This is a genomic window from Alphaproteobacteria bacterium LSUCC0396, assembly GCA_041228345.1.
GTDB lineage: Bacteria > Pseudomonadota > Alphaproteobacteria > Puniceispirillales > Puniceispirillaceae > UBA3439.
In genome coordinates, this window is the sequence record CP166131.1 from 1,428,456 (window position 1) to 1,449,637 (window position 21,182).

The 21,182-nt window shown below is 50.0% G+C and carries 19 protein-coding genes and 1 tRNA gene; 10 read left to right on the top strand and 10 right to left on the bottom strand.

What is annotated here, in order from left to right; translation table 11 throughout:
- Positions 1-10: 10 nt before the first annotated feature.
- The 4 genes from AB8881_06880 to AB8881_06895 all read right to left on the bottom strand — a co-directional run bounded on the left by AB8881_06880 (position 11) and on the right by AB8881_06895 (position 2,536).
- On the bottom strand, positions 11-214 hold the full coding sequence (locus AB8881_06880; GenBank protein XDZ64530.1) for a Trm112 family protein: 204 nt from the start codon (positions 212-214) through the stop codon (positions 11-13).
- Positions 198-866: an LON peptidase substrate-binding domain-containing protein gene (locus AB8881_06885; protein ID XDZ62279.1), complete on the bottom strand. Its 669-nt coding sequence runs from the start codon at positions 864-866 to the stop codon at positions 198-200. The genes AB8881_06880 and AB8881_06885 overlap by 17 nt, the downstream gene beginning before the upstream one ends.
- A 70-nt stretch (positions 867-936) precedes the next feature.
- Positions 937-1,839, bottom strand: coding sequence for a thioredoxin (gene trxA, locus AB8881_06890; GenBank protein ID XDZ62280.1), 903 nt, complete (start codon positions 1,837-1,839; stop codon positions 937-939).
- Between the two features lie 178 nt (positions 1,840-2,017).
- The gene (locus tag AB8881_06895; GenBank protein ID XDZ62281.1) at positions 2,018-2,536 is read right to left on the bottom strand and encodes a prolyl-tRNA synthetase associated domain-containing protein; all 519 of its coding nucleotides are present in this window, start codon (positions 2,534-2,536) and stop codon (positions 2,018-2,020) included.
- Between the two features lie 265 nt (positions 2,537-2,801).
- Between AB8881_06895 and AB8881_06900 the strand changes: the two genes are divergently transcribed.
- From AB8881_06900 to AB8881_06915, 4 genes are all read left to right on the top strand, one after another.
- The gene (locus AB8881_06900) at positions 2,802-3,773 is read left to right on the top strand and encodes a Gfo/Idh/MocA family protein (GenBank protein XDZ62282.1); all 972 of its coding nucleotides are present in this window, start codon (positions 2,802-2,804) and stop codon (positions 3,771-3,773) included.
- Between the two features lie 27 nt (positions 3,774-3,800).
- Positions 3,801-4,946 (top strand): DegT/DnrJ/EryC1/StrS family aminotransferase, encoded by a 1,146-nt coding sequence (locus tag AB8881_06905; protein ID XDZ64531.1) that lies wholly within the window; start codon positions 3,801-3,803, stop codon positions 4,944-4,946.
- A 178-nt stretch (positions 4,947-5,124) separates the two neighbouring features.
- A tRNA-Gly gene (locus AB8881_06910) sits at positions 5,125-5,199 on the top strand.
- A 212-nt stretch (positions 5,200-5,411) separates the two neighbouring features.
- Positions 5,412-5,948, top strand: coding sequence for a chalcone isomerase family protein (locus tag AB8881_06915; protein ID XDZ62283.1), 537 nt, complete (start codon positions 5,412-5,414; stop codon positions 5,946-5,948).
- A 738-nt stretch (positions 5,949-6,686) separates the two neighbouring features.
- Here the strand turns inward: AB8881_06915 and AB8881_06920 are convergent.
- The 3 genes from AB8881_06920 to AB8881_06930 are packed head-to-tail and all read right to left on the bottom strand — an operon-like array spanning position 6,687 to position 9,415.
- Positions 6,687-7,277, bottom strand: coding sequence for a LysE family translocator (locus tag AB8881_06920; protein ID XDZ62284.1), 591 nt, complete (start codon positions 7,275-7,277; stop codon positions 6,687-6,689).
- Positions 7,278-7,319: 42 nt separating this feature from the next.
- Positions 7,320-8,534: an MFS transporter gene (locus AB8881_06925; GenBank protein XDZ62285.1), complete on the bottom strand. Its 1,215-nt coding sequence runs from the start codon at positions 8,532-8,534 to the stop codon at positions 7,320-7,322.
- A 23-nt stretch (positions 8,535-8,557) separates the two neighbouring features.
- Positions 8,558-9,415 carry an alpha/beta fold hydrolase gene (locus AB8881_06930; protein ID XDZ62286.1) on the bottom strand — a complete coding sequence of 286 codons (858 nt, stop codon included), beginning with the start codon at positions 9,413-9,415 and terminating at the stop codon, positions 8,558-8,560.
- Positions 9,416-9,535: 120 nt separating this feature from the next.
- Here AB8881_06930 and AB8881_06935 point away from each other — a divergent pair, with 120 nt between their 5' ends.
- From AB8881_06935 to AB8881_06955, 5 genes are all read left to right on the top strand, one after another.
- Positions 9,536-11,110 (top strand): ABC transporter substrate-binding protein, encoded by a 1,575-nt coding sequence (locus AB8881_06935; protein ID XDZ62287.1) that lies wholly within the window; start codon positions 9,536-9,538, stop codon positions 11,108-11,110.
- A gap of 84 nt (positions 11,111-11,194) precedes the next feature.
- Positions 11,195-12,169, top strand: coding sequence for an ABC transporter permease (locus tag AB8881_06940; GenBank protein XDZ62288.1), 975 nt, complete (start codon positions 11,195-11,197; stop codon positions 12,167-12,169).
- Entirely contained in the window at positions 12,169-13,080 is a 912-nt protein-coding gene (locus AB8881_06945) for an ABC transporter permease (GenBank protein XDZ62289.1), read from the top strand. Before AB8881_06940 ends, AB8881_06945 begins: the two co-directional genes overlap by 1 nt.
- Before the next feature lie 6 nt (positions 13,081-13,086).
- A complete protein-coding gene (locus AB8881_06950; protein XDZ62290.1) occupies positions 13,087-14,067 on the top strand; it encodes an ABC transporter ATP-binding protein in 981 nt (326 codons plus the stop codon).
- The gene (locus AB8881_06955; protein ID XDZ62291.1) at positions 14,064-15,047 is read left to right on the top strand and encodes an ABC transporter ATP-binding protein; all 984 of its coding nucleotides are present in this window, start codon (positions 14,064-14,066) and stop codon (positions 15,045-15,047) included. Before AB8881_06950 ends, AB8881_06955 begins: the two co-directional genes overlap by 4 nt.
- A 22-nt stretch (positions 15,048-15,069) precedes the next feature.
- Here AB8881_06955 and AB8881_06960 read toward each other — a convergent pair whose 3' ends face one another.
- The gene (locus tag AB8881_06960; protein XDZ62292.1) at positions 15,070-16,350 is read right to left on the bottom strand and encodes a hydantoinase/carbamoylase family amidase; all 1,281 of its coding nucleotides are present in this window, start codon (positions 16,348-16,350) and stop codon (positions 15,070-15,072) included.
- A 193-nt stretch (positions 16,351-16,543) separates the two neighbouring features.
- Between AB8881_06960 and AB8881_06965 the strand changes: the two genes are divergently transcribed.
- A complete protein-coding gene (locus tag AB8881_06965) occupies positions 16,544-17,704 on the top strand; it encodes a M20 aminoacylase family protein (protein XDZ62293.1) in 1,161 nt (386 codons plus the stop codon).
- 29 nt (positions 17,705-17,733) lie between these two features.
- On the opposite strand, the gene AB8881_06970 is transcribed toward AB8881_06965, so the two are convergent.
- Complete coding sequence (locus AB8881_06970) at positions 17,734-19,155, bottom strand: amidohydrolase (protein ID XDZ62294.1); 1,422 nt, start codon at positions 19,153-19,155, stop codon at positions 17,734-17,736.
- A gap of 353 nt (positions 19,156-19,508) precedes the next feature.
- A complete protein-coding gene (gene ggt, locus AB8881_06975; protein ID XDZ62295.1) occupies positions 19,509-21,104 on the bottom strand; it encodes a gamma-glutamyltransferase in 1,596 nt (531 codons plus the stop codon).
- Positions 21,105-21,182 lie beyond the last annotated feature (78 nt).

Below are 21,182 nucleotides of genomic sequence, written 5' to 3' on the forward strand. Positions count from 1 at the left end.
AAATAGTCTATCAATCACCAAGATCACGGGCCTCATCGCCAAGCATGATTGGCACACCGGCACGCACCGGATACGCCTTGCGCGCTTGATGGCTGATTAATTCGCTATTGGCACGATCATAAACCAGCGGGCCGCGCGTCAACGGACAAACCAACACTTCCAACAGGCGCGGATCAACCTCATGGCTAGCCACCCGATCAGTGTCTTGCATCATTTCCTCCAGTTTCATCATGGATTGCCATTTCCATCATGGCGATCAATAAATCGGCGCGAGATGCCATTGAATCTGCCTCTAAAAGTGCCTGTTTTTCGGCCACTTCAAACGGACAGACCATGGATAAGGTCGCCAATAGTTGATGGTTACCCGAGTTTTCAATCTGCGTCCAGTCTGTCTCAAACCCCTTCAGATCGAAATAGCGCCGTAGCACATCCATCAGCGGATCGCGATCAAGCGCACTTATATCTATCCGCAAATCATTGGCAAACGGCTGCCAATCAACATCGGCAACGAGAAACCCGTTTGGATCGAGTTGCTGATCAAGACGATGAAAGCGGCAAACACCATTTAGCGCAATGACGAAACGGCCATCATCACTTTCCTGAAAAAACGACACGCGTCCGGCACAGCCAGTCTCAAACAGCGGCGGTTCTTCGGCCGTTGCATCGCCCGCAAGGTCGCGCGGTTGCACCATGCCGATTAATCTGGTTGGGGTCGCCAATGCGTGTTTAACCATTGCCAGATAGCGCGGCTCGAAAACATTCAACGGCAATTGCCCCCCTGGAAGCAGCAACGCGCTTGGCAATGGAAAAATAGGAATGCGCATCGGAAGCTGATCAAATTCCGGATCAAAAATACCGCCTGCCATAATCACTCCTTACTACCGTCTAATAACTGCGTCTGTTTTTGGCGTTTGCCAGCCAGCTTTAAAAGCCTTTCTAGGCAAATAAGATCGTCGATAGCCGGCGCCGAGCCCTCATCACGTCAGGGTTAGCCGGACCAAGTGTTTTGAAAAACTCCAACAGCTGTGTCCGCGCCGCCTCTTCGTTCCAGCTTCGGTCAATACGAATAGACTCCAAAAGCTGATCCATTGATGCCACCTGCTCACCAACCGCAAAAAGCGCCATCGCCAGATCTTGCCGCGCAGCGAGATCATTTGGGTTGGCGTCAACTGCGGCCTGCGCTTCGGTCAGACCGCCAGCCGCGCCCGCGGCCTTTTCCGAAAGTTCCAGCGCCTCAATAGCAATCACCATCGACGGCTTGCTGCGGAACTCATCATCCAGCTGGTCGACAATTTCGCGCGCGCCATCAATATCCTTCATCCCGACCATACAGCGGATCATGCCGGCAAGCCCATCCGGTGACTCGGGGTCAGCCGCCATGATTTCGTGATATTGCGCCATCGCCGCATCATAATCTTGGGTTTCTAATAGCGTGTTTGCCGCCTCGATCATTGCGGCGATATCCGGCCCGCTGCCGCCTGTGACGGCCAGCTTGTCAATGAATTGCTTAACCGTTGATTCCGGCTGCGCACCGGCAAATCCGTCAACTGGCTGACCATTAAAAAACCCGTAAACCGTTGGCACTGATTGTACCCGCATCTGCTGGGCGATCTGCTGGTTTTCATCAATATTGATCCGCACCATCTTGACCTTGCCCCTGGCGGCGGCAACTGTTTTTTCCAATACTGGACCCAGCTGTTTGCACGGCCCGCACCACGGCGCCCAGAATTGCACAACGACCGGAACCGTTGCGGATCCGTCAATGACCTCGGCCATAAAGTTTTTCATATCAACATCGACTGGTGCGGTCTCGGCGCCCGACGCAATAAGCTGTTCCATCTTCGTTCTAAACCTTTTTTTTAAGTGCCAGTGTCTGGCGGTGACCGAATGACCGGCAATTGGCGGTCAATCACGCATTAGACCCGGCATATTATAGTAAATATGTAATCATCGATTATGCCGAAACAAGGGGCATTCCAGCCGTTGATAATTGATCATGATCAAAGATCAAGCCTGCCTAGAGGTCAAGCCAGTGCGGCTGATGACCCGTATGCGCAAAAAACGCTAAAAGTGCGGGCCCGGTGATCCCGAGCGTCATGTCATTGACCAGCGGATGCGCATAGATCGGCGCATCGGATCGAAGCGCCGTGTCAAGAATCAGCGCAACCTTGTGGTCAGGGTCATTGATCAATGTTAACGGGCTGACCGCGCCCGGGCGCACGCCCAGCATTTCAAACAGCCGATCAGCACTGCCAAATGACAGCCGGTCACAACCAATTTTCACCTCAAGACTTTTCAGATTAACCACGCGATCCTCTTGGGCAACAAGAAGAAAATTGCGCTTTTTGCGATCACGAAGATACAGATTCTTGATGTGGATGCCGGGCATATCACCGCGATGCGCCTTGGAATCTTCAACCGTCCGCAATGGCGGATGGTGATGCGTAACATAGGTAATCGCCAAACCGTCAAGAACCGCAAGAAGCGTCTCTGGTGGTGTTGGTAGGCTATCTTTGAATTGCGATGATGCGTCCATTTTTAAGGCCCTGATGAACTGGATGAAACCGGTTAAAATAACTGGATTTGGCCACTGGCTGGCCGTGCCTCTTTTTATCTGGATGACCGCGATACCGCAAGGCCATCACGTGACCACACCGATAGGGATTACAGATTAGCCCCCTAAAATCTGCACCCTTCTTGTGAAAAATGTAACGAAATGCAACGATTGACGCGAATCGTGGCTAATATTAAGACACAAGCTAACGCAATTAACGCGCATCACAGCAAATGAAAATCAGGCGATGACAAAAATAGGGCTAATCGGATGTGGAATGTGGGGCCGGAATTTAGCCCGCAACCTTGCCCAGCTAGAGGTTCTGGCAGCGGTCGCCGATCAGAACACCGCATCCGCCGAAGATTTTGCATCAACCTTTGCCACCAAGGCGCTGGCAGTTGACGCGCTGATCAATGACGAAACCATTGACGGGATTGTTATTGCCACCGCCGCGCCCAGCCATGATGCGTTAGCTATAGACGGCTTGGCAGCGGGAAAGCATATCTATGTTGAAAAGCCATTATCGCTGACTTTAGCCGGGGCAAAATCCATCCAAGATGCCGCCATCGCCGCCAAAAAACAGGTGATGGTCGGGCATTTAATCCGCTATCATGCGGCCTTTATCGAATTGCAGAAACAGGTCGCCGGCGGCGCGATTGGCAGCCTGCGTCATGTACAGGCAAATCGGCTGGCAATGGGGCGTATTCGGAACACCGAGTCAGTATTGTTTGACTTATGCCCACATGATTTATCATTGATTCTGGCGCTGGTCGGCAATGTTCCAACCAAAATTCACTGCGCCGGTGCAAGCCATATGACGGCTGGTGTAGTCGATTTTCTCAGCAGTTTTCTGGGGTTCGAAAATGGCGTCTCAGCTGGTATGCAGACAAGTTGGCTAAGCCCGTTCAAGGAACATCGCCTAACGGTGACCGGCAGCGCCGGATCACTGGTGTTTGACGATACCAAGCCATGGCCTGAAAAGCTGACGCTTTATCAAGATCAGATGCGTCTCAATGGCGAGCATTTCCTGATCGACCGTGCCAGCCCAATTGCCCTGCCGATTGCCGAAGCTGAACCGCTGAAAGATGAAATGCGCGCCTTTATCCGCTGTTGCGAAACCGGCGATAAAACGCCGACCGATATTGCCGAAGCGGTAATCGTTCAGCACGTTCTTGAAACCATGCAATCATCATTAATCGACATGAATGCGAACCCTTGACCCCATTTTTTAAGAGACATAATCGTGATGAGCCCAGAAATGAATATTGCCTTTATTGATCTTCAAGCCCAACAGACGCGTATTCGCGGCAAGATAGAGGCAGGACTTCAAAAACTGCTTGATCACGGCGCCTATATTATGGGGCCGGAAATCACGGCATTGGAAACGCGGCTTGGCGAATGGACAGGGGTTGAACATAATATTTCCTGCTCGTCGGGAACTGATGCGTTATTGCTAGCGCTGCTTGGATTGGAGTTGCGGCCGGGTCAGGGCGTAATTGTGCCGTCTTTCACCTTTGCCGCCAGCGCCGAAGTCATGCCAATGATGGGCGCCGTGCCGATTTTCGCCGAAATAGAAGCAAACAGCTTTAATCTTGATCCAGCGAAATTACCTGATGCGCTGGCCGCGGCCCGCAATAAAGGCATTGAGGTTGTTGGGATCATCGGCGTTGGATTATTTGGCCAGCCCGCCAATTATGACGCGATCGGGCGGTTTGCCCGGGCGGAAGGCCTGTGGCTGATTGACGATGCCGCACAAAGCTTTGGTGCCAGCTGGCAGGGCAAACGTGTCGGCCAGCTTGCTGATATTACATGTACTAGTTTTTTTCCTGCAAAACCTCTTGGCGCCTATGGCGATGGCGGCGCAATTTTTACCAATGATGCGCACAGTGCCGAGATCATTCGATCCTGCCGGGTTCATGGCATGGGACGTGATAAATATGAGAATATCCGCATTGGCATGACTGCACGGCTTGATAGTATGCAGGCCGTGGTTCTGGACGCAAAGCTGGATATTTTTGCAGATGAGCTGGTACATCGCCAAGCTGTTGCCGACCGCTATGCTGAATTACTAGACGGGGTGGTTACACCGCCTTCACTTGCAGCTGGCGCAACCTCTAGCTGGGCACAATATGTGATCAGACTTCCACGTGGCAGTGATCGGGCAGCGGTTGGCAAATCGCTTGGCGACGCCGGCGTGCCAACGGCAATTTATTACCCGATTCCAATGCATTGCCAGCCGCCCTATGCGCATTATCCGGTTAGCTCTTGTGCGCTGCCGATAACGCTAGATCTGTGTGATCATGTACTGGCATTGCCAATGCACCCATATCTTACCGAGGCCCAGCAAGTCCATATTGCCAACAGCTTGAAAGACGCGCTGGCAAAGGGTTAGCACCATTGATGCTGTGGGCGGGCTGGAAACTTTTTGCCATCGCCTGATGAATGACTAAAAACCAGGAATATCGCTGTCTAATCAGGTAATTTGCCTCTTGCGCGCGAACGACGCTTGGATTATACCACATGCCAGCGGTTCGCATTAACCGCATCCCACCTGATCTGGTGGATGCGACGCGGGTGTAGCTCAGTGGTAGAGCACAACCTTGCCAAGGTTGGGGTCGAGGGTTCGAATCCCTTCACCCGCTCCAATTTTCTTAACAGAAGACATGTATCTCATTGATTTGTAGACATATTAATTGTTTGCAGGTGGTGAGTAATGTCCAAGGTGATGTACAAATTTGGTGCCAGTTACGTGTCATGTCGTGCCGGTGAATAATCCTCATTTGGATATTGGGAAGACTCCTACGCCATGAAACGCACTTCAAATTGACAGGTTACGTAAAATATGATCAGAAGAATCATGAAAAACATCGTATTCCTTATCGCATGTTTGTTATTTGTTTTGCCAGTTAGCGCTCAGGCTGACTGGAAAACACGCTACCCTGATCTTCAGGAAGTTGGGACTGGTGTCTTAAAAGTTTTCTTTATGGATATCTACAGCCTAACCCTGCACTCTAAAGAGGGTGATTATCAAGTCAGTGACCATTTTGTGCTCGAATTTAACTACAAAAAATCGGTATCAAAAAAGACAATTATCGACGCATCAATAGACGAGCTTTCCAAAGTGCCAAATGTTGATTCAGTTGAATTAAAGGCTTGGAAACAAATTTTAGAAAAAGGCATCAGCGACATGCAAGCTGGAGAAAAAGCCTCTGTGGTCTTTTCAAAGTCTGGGAATATCGAATTTTGGTCAAAAAATCGTGAACCCATTTCATTCCAAGACCTAAAATTTGCCAAGAATTTTGCAGCAATATGGCTTGGACCAAAAACATCTCATCCAAAGCTAAGACTAGCACTCTTGGGTATAAATTTACAGGACAACCAGCAAAAGAACTGAGATCCAAGTAAACCGTCACTTGTATCTCGGTCCAAGGACCTTTGACGTTGAGAATTGGAGCGGGTGAAGGGTAGTTTGATGCCTATCCGATGCGCCAATCTGTGACTGAATCTATTAATATCAATAGCTTAACAGATCTTCACGTATGGTCGACTATCAAAATCCTACCTGCAACCTTGTCTGAACCTAAGTTCCCAGTTTCACGAGCCAACTCTCTCCAACAAAGCGACTGCAACCTCCGCCCTCGGTCCTTGAACGGGTGTTACTGAGGGCATTTCTGGATCAGGTTTGGATTTGATCATAGGGGTGGGGCCGCAGGAAGCAGGGGCTTGCGTCTCGGATCGACGGTTTACTTGATTGGTTGGCGGAGGCGTTGGAGGGTGGGTTTGTCAAGGTTTCCAGCTTTTGCCACATTTCCCACAAATTGAGAACAAATAGCATGCATATAAATCCCTCAGTCAATTAAGGGTTATCAAATGAAAAAGATATTTTTAGCAGCCACGCTCCTTTCTCTTGGAGGGTGTAATGCTGCTTACAATGAAGCGGTGAATCGGCAGTTGGCAGAAGGGTACAGGTGGGTTGAGATACCCTGTCGCCCTGCTAACCCTGATGTGCCAGCAATCACTATTGATGCCTCTAACGGACGTAAGTTAGTTTGCAACGTTCTGAGGAAGTAGGAGCCATGCTGTCATCTATTTTGTTCTGCGGTTGGGATAAAGGTGGGCCCATATCTGGGGGCTAGCGCAGCAGCGACCAGACCGACAGGATAACAACGGCAAGGAGACAAGCTGCCATTCCAAAATTTATTGCGCGCTGGGTGCGCGGCGCCAGTTCCAGGCGGTTAATTTTGACCCCTGCATAGAGCCACAGACAATGCAGCAGTAACCAGATTACATTGGCAATCAACAGCTTTAATCCAGTTTCAATAAAAAGGCTTTCCGGATAAAACGCAAAACCACTAAACAGCGTGGTGTTAACTGCATAGGCTTTTGGGTTGATAAACTGAAGTGTCAATCCCGCCATCAAACCGGGTGTCGACATTGAAATGAAGGCGATTTTGGCACCGGCAAAGGCAATTCTGAAAGCAAGATAAGCAAGATACGCCGCTGAGACAGCCAGCAGAATCGTTCGGACTATTGGATCTGCTAGCACAATTGCGGCAAGACCGGAAATAACCGCAAGGCAAACGATATTCGTGCCGATGAACAAACCGGCTAGATATTGTATGCCTTGGCGCCACCCAAACGCGGCACCAACACCAGCCAATGACAAGACGCCCGGCCCAGGTGTGATAATCAGCAGAAAAACAGCCAGCGCGAATGTGAGCATTAGAACAGCACCCTGAAAGCTTGATGGCCGATTTGGCCAAGGTTACGTTATTTTTTCATCCTGACGCCGGGTCAATGGCAATTTCACTAACGTAAATATTGCCAACATCCCGCCCGGGATCATCACCATGAAAATGGCGTCACCAATCGGCATGAAATCGCCAAAAAAGCCAATCAATATGCCGCCCAGCGTCAAGCTGCCAAATGAAACGCTAGACCACCATGTCATCACCCGCGCCCGGTATGATTCGTCAACCTCTAGCTGGATTAGCGTCTGCGCACCAATGCCGGTCACTGTTGCCGTAAAGCCTGTCAGAACGAAGACAAAACTCATTGCGGCAATACCGCTGGTAAAATTAAGACCTGCCGTACCGATCAGGCCAACAGCAAGCATCGGCCATAGACACCGCTGAATGAAATCTGGCGCCAGCTTACCAAGCCCAATCCACCCCGAAGCCAATAGCGAGCCAACACCGGCAGCTGCGGTTGCAATCGCCAATGCCTGACTATCCCCACCCAGAATCTGACCGATGATCGCGGGTTGGATTTCCAGCACACCCCTTACGAAAAAGCTGTTTAGCGCAACGATACATAATGCGGTAAAAATAAGTGGTGTTTGCAACGCTACCTTGCCACCATCGCGCATCTTTTGAAAAAACCGGTCAGCATTAGGCTTGGCTTTAACGCGCGGCTCCAGTGGCAATAACGCCAGCGCAATAATCAATGGCGCATAAAGGATCACCGCCAGACCAAATGTATTTGCAACCCCCAAGATCACAATCACAAAACCTGCCAAGCCCGGCCCCACAACGCGCGACATATTCCACGATACCGAATTCAGCCCAATGGCACTAGCCAGATATGGACGCGGCACCACGATCGAGATGAATACCAGCCGGATGGGGTGATGCACCGCGCTTAAAAGCCCAAGCGCTAGCGATGTTGCGATCAGCGTTTGAAGATTATGCATCTCAAAGAATTGCAAGCCAAAGATCAGAAAACTGACCATCATCATCAGGATTTTTGTAATCAAAAACGCGCGCCGCATATCCCAGCTTTCGGCATAAACAGCAATGAACGGCCCGATAATACCCACTGGTGCCATTAGTGCAATCGACACAAAGCTTGTCCAAAACGTGGATTCGGTAATTTGCCATGTCAACCAGCCAAGGCCTACTTTTTGAATCCATGTGCCAAGCAACGACAATGTATTCGTCAGAAAATAATAAAGAAAAGGCTTTACCGTTAACGCATTCATCTGCTTTTCCACACCGGTAAGGGCTATGTCCTCAAAACGTCGGCGAGAAATTGCGTAATTGCCGCATTGAAACTGGGTGCATCTTCACAATAGGGCGCATGACCAACACCGGATAAAGGGAAATGGCGGGCTTGGGGCAGGCCGGCCTTCAATGCCGCGATGGCGTGCGGCGTCACCACAATATCATCTGATCCGGTAAAAATCGCCACTGGTGCCGCAATCTTTGCCAGCAGGTCAGTGGTGTCCAGATGATGCATCGCCAATCCACCAGCGCGAATTCCCTCAACCCTAATCTCACCCGCAATCACCGTCAGAAACTGCGCAATCTCGGGATCAATCTGACCAGCGAGCATATTGCCAACCCGCAGCGCCCCATACGCCGCATCATCCATGATTTCGCGCTGCTCAATCCGTTCAATCACCGCCGCCCCAAGCGGCGTTCCTGCCGGTTGCGCCCGCCCTTTATGCGTGCATGACAGGATCAGTGCTGCACATAATTGCGGATGCAAGGCGCCCAGCATCTGCGCCAGCATACCGCCCATTGAATGCCCAATAATGACCACCTTGTCGGTGACAAGGCTGCTGATTAATGCCGCAACTTCAGCCGCAATCGTCGCCATATCACCTTCATAGGCGTGCGACTGGCCAAAACCGGGCGCATCTACAGCAATCACCTGATGGCCGGTAAAGTGGGCGAATTGACAGGCCCAGCTTTTACTACTGCCATTAAAGCCGTGCAGAAACACTAGCGTCGGACGCAAGCAATCCGAAAGTTCCGGCTGGTAACGGCGGTAAGAGGTTACGATGCCAGTTTTCTGATTGGAAAAAATTGAGATGGGCGGCAAAAAATCCATAAGCGTCTGATTTTGTTTAATAGACATTAAACCTACACCTAAATTTAGTATTACATTTCATATGTAGACAAATATTTATCCATGTAACAGAATAATTTTAATCAGTACGAGACGACGCTGAAAAATATCACCGAAAGGGAGGGGTGTATGAAACTTAGACATCTTGTGACAACTAGCATTGCAGCAATTGGTATATCCTTTGCGGCAAATGCCGCAGAATTACGTGTTGGCCTGCAATCAGAGCCAAGTTCAATCGATCCGCATTATCATAATCTTGGCCCAAATAATGCTTTTGGAACCCATATTTTCAGCCATCTGGTTGGAAGTGATGAGAATCAACAGCATTACCCAGACCTTGCCGAGTCATGGAAGCCGATTAACGACACAACGTGGGAGTTCAAACTCAGAAAAAATGTTAAATGGCACGATGGCAGTCCATTTACCGCGGATGACGTGATGTTCACAGTCGAGCGCGCACAAAATGTTCCAAACTCACCCTCAAGTTTTGTTACTTATTTAAAAGGCAAAACCTTTGAAAAGGTAGACAGTCATACAATTCACATCAAAACGGCAAAGCCATATCCGCTGATGCCAAATGATATGACAACAGTTAAGATAGTATCAGCTAAAGCCGCAAAAGGCGCATCCACCGAAGATTACAACAGTGGAAAAGCCGCCATTGGAACTGGCCCGTACAAATTTGTTGAGTGGGTGCCAGGCGATCGGATCGTATTAGAGAGGAATCCAGACTACTTTGGAACACAAGCAAAGTATGACAAGGTAACTTTTAAACCGATTAAGGCGGGCCCAGCTCGCATTTCAGCATTACTAGCCGGAGATGTTGATCTCATCGACAATGTGCCGCCACTTGATGTTGCTCGGCTGAAAAAAGAGGACAGTGTTAAACTTAGCAGTGGCCCCTCAAACCGAGTGATCTATCTTCATATGGATCAATTTCGCGAGAACTCACCTCATATCACTGCTAAGGATGGCAGTCCGATCAAGAACCCGTTGATGGATGTTCGTGTTCGGAAGGCAATTTCAATGGCAATCAACCGTGATGCTATTGTTGACCGCGTCATGGAAGGTGTTGCCGTTCCTGCTGGCCAGTTGTTGCCGGCTGGTTTCCACGGTGTTTCAAACAAGATGAAGCCCATGAAATACGATCCTGACGGTGCAAAGAAACTACTGGCCGATGCAGGTTATGGAGATGGTTTTAAAATGACAATCCATGGACCAAATGACCGGTATATCAATGATGCGAAGATCGCTGAAGCAATCGCACAGATGATGAACCGGATTGGCATTGACGCAAGCGTCGAAACAATGACTAAAGCTGTCTACTTTGGGCGTGCATCGAGGGGTGGCCCTGACAAATCACCAGAGTTTAGCTTTATGCTTCTTGGTTGGGGTGCTGGTTCTGGTGAGGCCTCATCGCCACTGAAAGCGCTATTACATACATATGATAAGTCAAAAGGTATGGGTGCTGCAAACCGCGGACGTCACTCAGACACGAGGGTAGACGCTCTGGTGCAAAAGGCGTTGGCAACGGTTGACTCGGACGCGAGAGGAAAGCTTCTTGCTGAGGCGACTGAAATCGCAGTTGGTGAAAACTTTGGGGTAATCCCACTTCATTATCAGGTGAATACTTGGGCTTCAAAAAAGGGCTCAAGTTACCAACCTCGGACCGATGAGCGGACAATCGTGATGGGCCTCAACTAGGACTTGCACAGAGACCTCTATAAATTGACCCATGCCGGTTTGATTGACCGGCATGGGTCAATTCCCCTACTCCGGAGAACTTAAATGACAGCGTTCATCCTAAGGCGTTCCCTGCAAAGTGTTTTTGTCCTCTTTGTAATGTCTTTACTTGTTTTCATTGGGGTAAATCTAGTCGGAAACCCAGTCGACATGCTCATCAATCCAGAAGCAGACCAGGCTGAGATTGAGAGAGTAATCCGAGATCTTGGGTTGGATCGACCTATTACAGAACAATACTGGTATTTTTTAGTTAACGCATTTCAGGGTGACCTCGGTAAATCTTTTGTTTTTGGTGAGCCTGCACTTAAGCTAATTATTCAGCGAATGCCTGCAACATTTGAGTTGGCTCTTTTTTCACTGTTGATCGCTATTGTTTTTGGAATTCCGCTTGGGGTCTATGCCGGCCTTAAGCCTAATAGCAAGATTAGCAAGACAATAATGGCAGGCTCTATTTTGGGCTTCTCAATGCCAACCTTTTGGGTTGGAATAATCTTAATTATGTTTTTTGCTGTTCATTTGGGCTGGCTTCCATCCACTGGGCGTGGAGAGCTAGGCACATTTCTGGGAGTTACGAGTTCAATCTTCACAATAGATGGTCTCTCGCATATATTTTTACCCGCTTTTAATTTAGCGCTCTTCAAACTTTCGTCCGTGATCAGGCTGGCGCGTGCCGGGACTCGAGAAATCATACTTCAGGACTATATTAAATTCGCCAGAGCAAAGGGCTTATCCGAAAGCCGGGTTATTAATGTTCACCTTTTAAAAAACATCTTGATACCAATTGTAACTGTCATAGGTCTTGAATTCGGTTCCCTGATTGCCTTTTCGACAGTCACTGAAACAGTGTTTGCCTGGCCTGGAATGGGCAAGTTGATTATCGAAGCAATCTATAATCTCGATCGGCCAATCGTTGTCGCATACTTGATGATAATAGTATTCATTTTTGTCACCCTAAACCTTGTCGTCGATATCACATACTCATTCTTGGACCCGCGCGTCCGTATTAAGGGAGAGGCCTAATGGCGACAACTAATTCCAGCAACCTGAGTGAGCAAATGCCTGCTTCTGGATTCAAGAAATTCTGGGCAGACTATTCAGAAAGCCCGCTTGCAGTTGCTGCATTGATTGTCTTTCTGACCATTCTATTCATTGCTATTTTTGCACCTTTCATCTCACCAACAAATCCATATGACCTCGCTACCGTTGATATCATGAACAGTCGTTTGCCGCCGGGGTCGGAGGACTTTTCTGGTAACTTATTTATCCTCGGCACTGACGGCGCTGGGAGAGATATGCTGTCATCTATATTTTATGGACTAAGGGTTAGCCTTGGCGTTGGCGCATTCTCTGGTGTAGTCGCGCTGGTTTTTGGTGCGATAATGGGCCTTTCAGCAGCCTATTTTGGAGGTCGATACGAAACACTGGTAATGCGAGTGGTTGACATTCAACTAAGCTTTCCATCGATCCTTATGGCGCTGGTAATCTTGGCAATTTTTGGTAAAGGCGTTGAGAAGACTATAATAGCTCTAATTCTGGTGCAGTGGGCATATTACGCAAGGGCAGCGAGAGCAAGTGCACTTGTTGAAAAGAACAAAGAATATGTGGAAGCTGCAAAATGTTTAGCCCTAAGTGACAGGCGCATCATTCTCAGTCATATAACACCTAACTGTATGGCGCCATTGATTGTCGTCGGTACTTTGCAAACCGCCCATGCAATTTCGCTCGAAGCCACCCTCAGTTTTCTGGGCCTTGGCCTACCAATTACTGAACCATCACTTGGGCTTTTGATTGGCAATGGCTTTGAATACATGTACTCCGGAGACTATTGGATCAGTATTTTCCCAGGCGTTGCATTGTTGATTACGATTGTGTCGATCAATCTTGTTGGCGACCAGTTACGAGATATTTTCAACCCTCGCCTTCAGAGATAAAGTTCGATGACACCAATCCTTCAAATCAACGATTTAAAAACGCATTTCTTCACCAAGGCAGGTGTTCTGAAAGCAGTTGATGGTGTTAGCCTTGAAATCGGCGCTGGTGAAATCGTTGGCCTTGTTGGTGAATCTGGTTCAGGTAAATCAATAACTGGCTTTTCTATAATTGGACTTGTCGATGCGCCTGGCCGTATTGTCGATGGGGAAATACTTTTTAAGGGTCAAAATCTGACTAATTTATCACCTCAAGAGATGCAGCAATTTCGTGGCAATCGTGTTGCGATGATTTTTCAAGACCCAATGATGACACTAAATCCAGTTCTGCGTATTGAAACCCAGATGATCGAGGCTATTCAGGCACATGACCCTTCGATTAGCCGGACCGATGCCCATGCGCGATCACGAGACGCACTTGGGCTTGTTGGGATTTCGTCACCTGAAGAGAGGATGCGTGCCTATCCACACCAGTTTTCTGGTGGTATGCGACAGCGAGTATCGATTGCCATTGCCATGCTAAATAAGCCTGACCTGATTATTGCCGACGAGCCAACTACTGCTCTTGATGTAACAATCCAAGGGCAGGTTATTCACGAAATGCAACGCCTTTGCCGTGAAACAAAGACGGCGCTGCTTTGGATTACTCATGACCTTGCTGTGGTCGCAGGTATTGCCGAGCGAATATGCGTAATGTACGCAGGACGTATCGTTGAACAGGGGTTAAATACCAAAGTAATTTCTAACCCAATACACCCGTATACGCGCGGCCTTCTTGGCAGTGTACCTGCACAAAATCGGCGCGGTGAACCGCTGCAGCAGATTGAAGGTATGGTTCCGTCCTTACTAAATCTCCCGGTAGGTTGTGCATTCCAAAATCGCTGTTCTTTATTGACTGAGCGCTGCAGCTTAACGCCGCCAGACGTCACCAAAACCGATGATGGGCGACTTGTACGTTGTTTTAACGTCACACAAGGAGATACCGCATGAAGCCGCTATTGACGGTATCGAACCTATCACGCGATTTTGTTAAATCACTCGATATGGTTGCAAAGATTTTGAACAAATTAGGGCAGAACTATCGGGAGGAAATTGTCCACGCAGTTGATGACGTGTCTTTTGAGGTGTTTAGGGGCGAAATTGTCGGTGTTGTTGGCGAGTCGGGCTGTGGTAAGTCAACCCTTGGCAGAATGGTCGCCGGCATCCTACCGCCAACGAAGGGTAACGTTCAATTTGATAGCAGCCAGTCGCAAAACCAGTCGATCCCTGATGCTTTGCGTACGCAGATGATTTTTCAAGATCCTTTTTCATCTTTGAATCCTCGCAAACGTGTGATTGATATTGTTACCGAAGCGCCACTATACCACCAATTGATTACCCCAGCGCAAAAGCATGAATTTGCCGCCGAAGTTATGCACCGAGTTGGTTTGGATACCGAGGCGATGCGGCGCTATCCTCATCAGTTTTCTGGTGGCCAGCGCCAGCGCATCGGCATTGCCAGAGCACTTGCTGTCTCACCTGAGTTTTTAGTTTGCGACGAATCCATCGCCGCGCTGGATGTCTCAATTCAAGCGCAAATCCTAAATCTATTTGTGGCGCTAAAAGACCAGTTGGATCTGACCTACCTATTTATTAGCCATGATATAAGCGTCATTGAACATATATCAGATCGAGTCATTGTGATGTATCTCGGGCGGATTGTCGAAACCGCGCCGATCCAGGCATTTGTCAAGAAACCAAACCATCCCTATACCCAAGCGCTGCTTGAGGGGGTGCCCCGCCTTGAAGTTGGTAAACGTCAGTATGAGCCGATTAGCGGCGAAATTCCGTCGCCCCTGTCACCACCAACGGGGTGTCATTTTCATCCAAGGTGCAAATTTGCAACGCCGCGTTGCAAGACAGAAAAACCGACCTTACGCGAGATTGCGCCACAGCATTTTTCTGCCTGTCATCTGAATGACGCGGGCTAATAAAAATCGCTTAGCCTTATGTTTAGATCAAGCCCTTCGGGACAGATTGTTCGGCCAGTGCCAAAACTGACCGTACCAAAACCGCCGCGCCTCGAGCGATTGAGTCTGCACTAGTAAATTCTTCCGGACAGTGGCTTAAACCGTCTTGGCAGGGGATAAAAATCATCGCTGCCGGCGCAAAGCGCGAGAGATGCGCCGTATCATGACCAGCACCGCTGGAGATCGGCATTGTGCCAAGGCCAAGCCGGGCTGATTGCTCCGCCAAGATCGAGATCAGTTTCCTATCCATTGGCGCGACCGCGGCACCAGCAAGTTTGTCACGGCTGATTTTGCAATTTCTTTTCATGCTTGTCTGTTTGATCAGCTTATCGAGAGCCGCTTCAAACCGTAGCCGTGAACGATCACTAGCAGAGCGCAAATCCAGCGTCATCTCGGCACGTCCAGGAACGATCGCCGCACCATTCGGAAAGATATCAATCTTACCAATGGTCGCGACAAAATGGTGATTATCCTCGGCTGCAATTCTACCAGCAAGGTCACTCACCGCCGTGATAATATCGGCAGCGGCAACAGCGGCATCGCGCCGCCCGTCCATTAACGTCGTGCCGCTATGGCCAGCCTGTCCGGTTACGTTAATACCATAACGGTAAATGCTGGGGATTTCGGTAACGAGACCAATATCGACAGACCGTTCTTGCAAGGTTTTTGCCTGCTCGATATGAAGTTCAAAACAACCTAATATCTGATCCGCATCACCGCGCACACCGTCACTAGGTTTGCCGCTGCCGCCAATGCGCGCAATTTCAACGCCCAAACAGCGGCCATCTTGATCCGTTCGCCCCAGCATTTCAGCCGTGACCAAACCGGCCATATGACGGCTACCGAGGCAAGACGTGCCCCAGACATTCAGCTCTTCACCAAGAAAATCGACTATTTCCAGATCAAACGGTAGTGTAATGTCATGCTCGTTCAGATAATACACGATTTCCAGCGCAGCCAAAACACCAGCAATACCGTCGAACCGGCCACCGGCTGGCACCGTATCAATATGCGAACCAATGATCAGCTTTCTCCGCGGTTCTGCCCCATTGCCAGCGCGTATACCGATCAAACTGCCGCCAGCATCAATGTTGCAGACCAGCCCAGCCGCCTTGAATTGACCCTCAAGCCAGCGCCGCCCAGCATCAAATTCCGGGCTGAACACCAGCCGTGTATAAGGCCGGTCAGGTTCAGTCATTGCCGCCAGTTGATCGACCCCCGCCGCAATACGATCAGGCTTTGCATAGGTTACATAATCATCCATCACGGCTCTATCCTGTTCATGCCTTGCCTAAATTGCGACAACCCCAATTGCAAATATCACGGCTAATCCAAAGACCGTTCATGCCCGCCTTTCAAATAGCTTGAAACCGGTGCTTGAGTTTGGCTTGCCTCGCCGTCTATAGTCGAACATGGCATAGGTTTTGGGTCATCAACAAGAGCTTTGGGAGATTGTTATGAAACTGATAAAGGAGCTGGGCGAAGCGCATGATGAGATGATTTCATGGCGGCGCCATTTGCATCAGAATCCCGAGATTGCCTATCAGGAAAAAGACACATCCGACTTTGTCGCGGCCAAGCTGGAAAGCTTTGGTGTCGACGTGCATCGCGGGTTTGGTGGCACTGGCCTTGTTGGCGTTATCAAGGGCAAGAATGATGGCAAATCAATCGGCCTTCGCGCTGATATGGATGCCTTGCCAATGTCTGAGGAAACCAATCTTGCCCATGCCTCACAGCGCCCGGGTGCGATGCACGCTTGTGGTCATGACGGCCATACAACCATGCTGTTGGGGGCGGCACAGCATCTTGCGAAAACACGCAATTTCAACGGCACGGTTCATTGTATTTTCCAACCCGCCGAAGAAGGCGGCAATGCTGGTGCCCGATCAATGATCAATGATGGTCTATTCGAGAAATTTGTAATGGATTCGGTCTGGGGGATGCATAACTGGCCGGGGCTGGAGGTTGGCCGCGCGGTTGCGCATTGCGGTCCGGCAATGGCTGGTGCCGACATTTTTGTGCTGACCATCACCGGCGATGGTGGCCATGCCGCGATGCCACATCTGACGCATGACCCGATTGTCGCCGCTGGTATCTGCATAACGGCATTACAAACTCTGATATCGCGCCGGCTCGACCCTTTTGATCAGGCAGTGATTTCACTGACCAGGCTGGATGCCGGAAGCGCCTATAATGTAATTCCCGGCAGCGCCAAAATTGGCGGCACCCTTCGGACGATGAACGCGGCAACCCGTGAGCGGATGATTGCCGATATTGAAAATGTTGCGCGTAATGCCGTGGCAACGCTTGGCTGTGACGTTTCGATGGAGTTAAGACCGGGCTATCCACCAACGGTGAATCATGAGGCTGATGCGCTTTATGTGCGTGATATTATCACCGATATGCTGGGCCCTGACGGTCTTGAAACCGGCATGACCCCGGTAATGGGCGCCGAGGATTTTTCATTTATGCTGGCACAAAAGCCCGGCGCCTACGTCTGGCTTGGCGCCGGTCTTGATAGTTTCAATCTGCATAGTCCGCATTTCGATTTTAACGATGATCTGCTGCCAATTGGTGCCAGTCTCTGGGTACATCTTGCCGAACAGAAGCTCGCCTAACAAAAATCAGCCACACAAATTCGCGATGCCTATTCAGGTCGCGGTAAAATCGGTGGTTTGACATCCTGCGGAATCGGGCATTGATACGGCGTTCTCGCCTGACGTTCATCATGCACAGTGCGGGCTGCGGCTAGAACATCGGGGGCTTGCATCAGGGCTGTTGCCGTTGACGCCATCACCTTTGCCGCATGAACCATGCCTTTATGCGCGGCTGGCATTTTTCCTTGGGCGACGGTTTGCCATGTATGGAACGGGGTTCCAACTGCACAGGTTGCCACCCGCGCCTGAACCGTTGGAACCACCCAGCTGACATCACCAACATCAGTTGATCCTTCACCGCCGCTGTTTGACCGATCAAGGGGTGCCACAAAATCGCACATCGCCAGATCGGGGGGCGTCTCGCGGCCGATGCGTTGAAAGCTGGCCGCAATATCGGCACTTGTTAGGCTTTTACGAATTTCATTGGCAAATTTATCATCTTCGCTATCAAATGGCACTGGCCCAAGCTTGTCAAATTCGCGCTGCATCATCTCTTCTAGCGGGCGATTGCCAACCAGATTAGACACCCCTGAATAGACCTTGGCCTCGACCGTTGTACCGGTCATCAGCGCCGCACCATCAGCAATTTTACGAACCCGCGCAACCAGATCACGCAATGTTTCAAGATCACCTGCGCGAACCAGCTGGCGAACCGTTGCCTTTGCCTGAACAACATTGGGCGCGGCGCCGCCAACATCAAGATAGGCGTAATGCACCCGGGCCGAATCCGGCATATGCTCACGCATATAATTAACCCCGATATTCATCAACTCGCAGGCATCAAGCGCACTGCGACCAAGATGCGGTGCCGCGGCGGCATGTGCCGCCTTGCCGTGGAAGGTGAAGTCTATCCGTGAATTTGCCAGCGAATGACCATGCTGTACCGCATTAAAGGTTGAGGGGTGCCAAGAAATCGCAGCCGCAACATCATCAAATAATCCATCACGCGCCATATAGGCTTTGGCCGCACCACCTTCTTCGGCAGGACAACCATAATAGCGAACCCGCGCTTTGATATTATTTTCGGCAAGCCAGTCCTTAACCGCGGTTGCCGCCAATAGAGCCGCTGCCCCCAAAAGATTGTGACCACAGCCATGACCATTGCCGCCAGTCTCTACTGGACTATGTTCGGCGACACCGGGCTGCTGACTTAATCCGGGCAATGCATCAAATTCACCAAGAATTGCAATGATGGGGCCTTCGGTTCCGGCCTCGCCCATCACCGCGGTTGGCATGCCGCAAATGCCCTCTGTAACAGTAAACCCCTCTGCCTGCAGCGCCGCCACATGTTCGGCCACTGATGCATATTCATTGTAAAGCGTTTCAGGTGTCTCAAAAACACGGTCAGAAAGAGCGATAAAATCTGCTTTCTTCGCATCGACAAAATTCCAAATTTGCTCTTCGTTTAGCATGATGAATTTCCCCTTATTTTGGCGTCATCCAGCCAATGTGGCATCGGCAGTCAACAGCATAAATTAAATGGTAAAATTATCCCGCTGACAAACCCTAAAACAACTGGGAGGTACGATTTTTTAGCAATAGATACGGTAATAAATGACCGCTCGTTTGACTGGCCATTTGACTGGCCATTTAACTGGCCGTTTGACTGGCCCTTTGATCGGCCATTTGACCGCAAAACCGCGGTCAGAGGTTGCATATTGCAGACACGCCAAACCGGTACCTGTTTGCAAGATAATCCAACAAGCCTTTCGGTGACGCAGATGAATGGGTTGTCACGCCGTGCCTAGGCGTGCCACCACCGCTGTTAATAGCCGATTGCACACCCATCTTTGCGCGGATCAGACCCGGCATGAAGCAGGTTGGTTTCCCAATCAATAAAGATCGCCTGTGATCCGCCAATCGGCTTTACCGCTGGCTGGATATTATGACCAAGCGCCCGTAAACCGTCACGCAACTCATCACTGATCGGCTCTTCAACTTCGACGACATCACTGAACGGGTCCGGCATAAAGCGCGGCATATCCTGCGCCTCTTGAATATCCATGCCATAATCAAACAGGCGGGTCAGAAACTGCATATGTCCAAAGGCCTGATATTCGCCGCCCATCACACCAAATGACATAACAGTCTTGCCATCTTTGGTCGCCATGCCCGGGATAATCGTATGAAGTGGCCGCTTGCCGGGCTCGATACAGTTCGGATGGCCAGGCTTTACAACAAATCCCTGACCGCGGTTTTGCAGAATAATGCCAGATTTTGGCGCAACATACCCAGCCCCGAAATTATGAAACACCGTGTTGATCAGGCTGCACGCGTTACGATCCTTATCAATGACCGAAATATAGACTGTGCTTTTGTGCCTCGGCAGCGTGGTTTCCGGCAAATCTTTAAGCGCCTTTTCCGGGTTAATCTGCGCCCGGATCGCCGCCGCATGTTCGGCGCTTAACAAATCATCAACTGGCACCTCGGCAAATGCGGGATCAGCCAGATAAAGCGAGCGATCGCGGTAAGCAAGACGCCCCGCTTCGATCTCATGGTGGATTCGCTCAAGCGAAATAGGATGATCACCAAACTTGTCAACTTCGGACATGATGTTCAGCAGCAATAGCGCAATGACCCCCTGACCATTTGGCGGACATTCCCAAATATCATAGCCTCTGAAATTGGTTTTGATCGGGGTCACATATTCAGCAATGGCCGCATCAAAATCAGCCGCGCAATGCACGCCGCCAAGAGATTGCAATTTGCCAAGAATATCCTCGGCAACCCAGCCCTTGTAAAATCCGTCACGTCCATTTTTGGCAATTTCTTCTAATGCCTTTGCCAGATTCGGATTTGCAAACCGGTCACCCATTTTATAATTTTCACCATCGCGAAGATAAAGCGCGCTGCAATCAGGATCTCCTTTGATCAGCTTAGCACTGGCCTTGAAATCAGCCGCAACGCGCGAACCAATGGCAAATCCATCGCGCGCATATTTAATCGCCGGCTGCAACAGATCGCCAAGCGGAGTTGACCCGTAATCACGATTTAGCTGAACCCAAGCATCGACCGCAGTTGGCACGGTAACCGCATGAGGTGATTGCTGTGGAATTTCATGGATGCCCTGACTGATCAGCCATTCGGCGCTTAGCCCTGATGGGGCACGGCCAGATCCGTTCATCGCAATTACCTTGTCACTACCACCTTGCGAATAAAGACAAAAGCAATCACCGCCAATGCCGGTTGACTCAGGCTCGACAACGGCCTGAACTGCGCAGGCAGCAAGCGCTGCATCCATTGCATTGCCGCCATTTTGCAAAACATTAACTGCGGCTTGTGTTGACAGCGGATGTGATGTGCTTGCCATACCTTCAGGGGCAAGAACCGGTGACCGGCCCGGACGTTGTAAGCTGCGCATAAGAGATCCCTCTGACTGGATTGAAGATAATGACGTGAGCGTAAAATTAGCTATGGGTTAAGACATAACGCAAGTTGG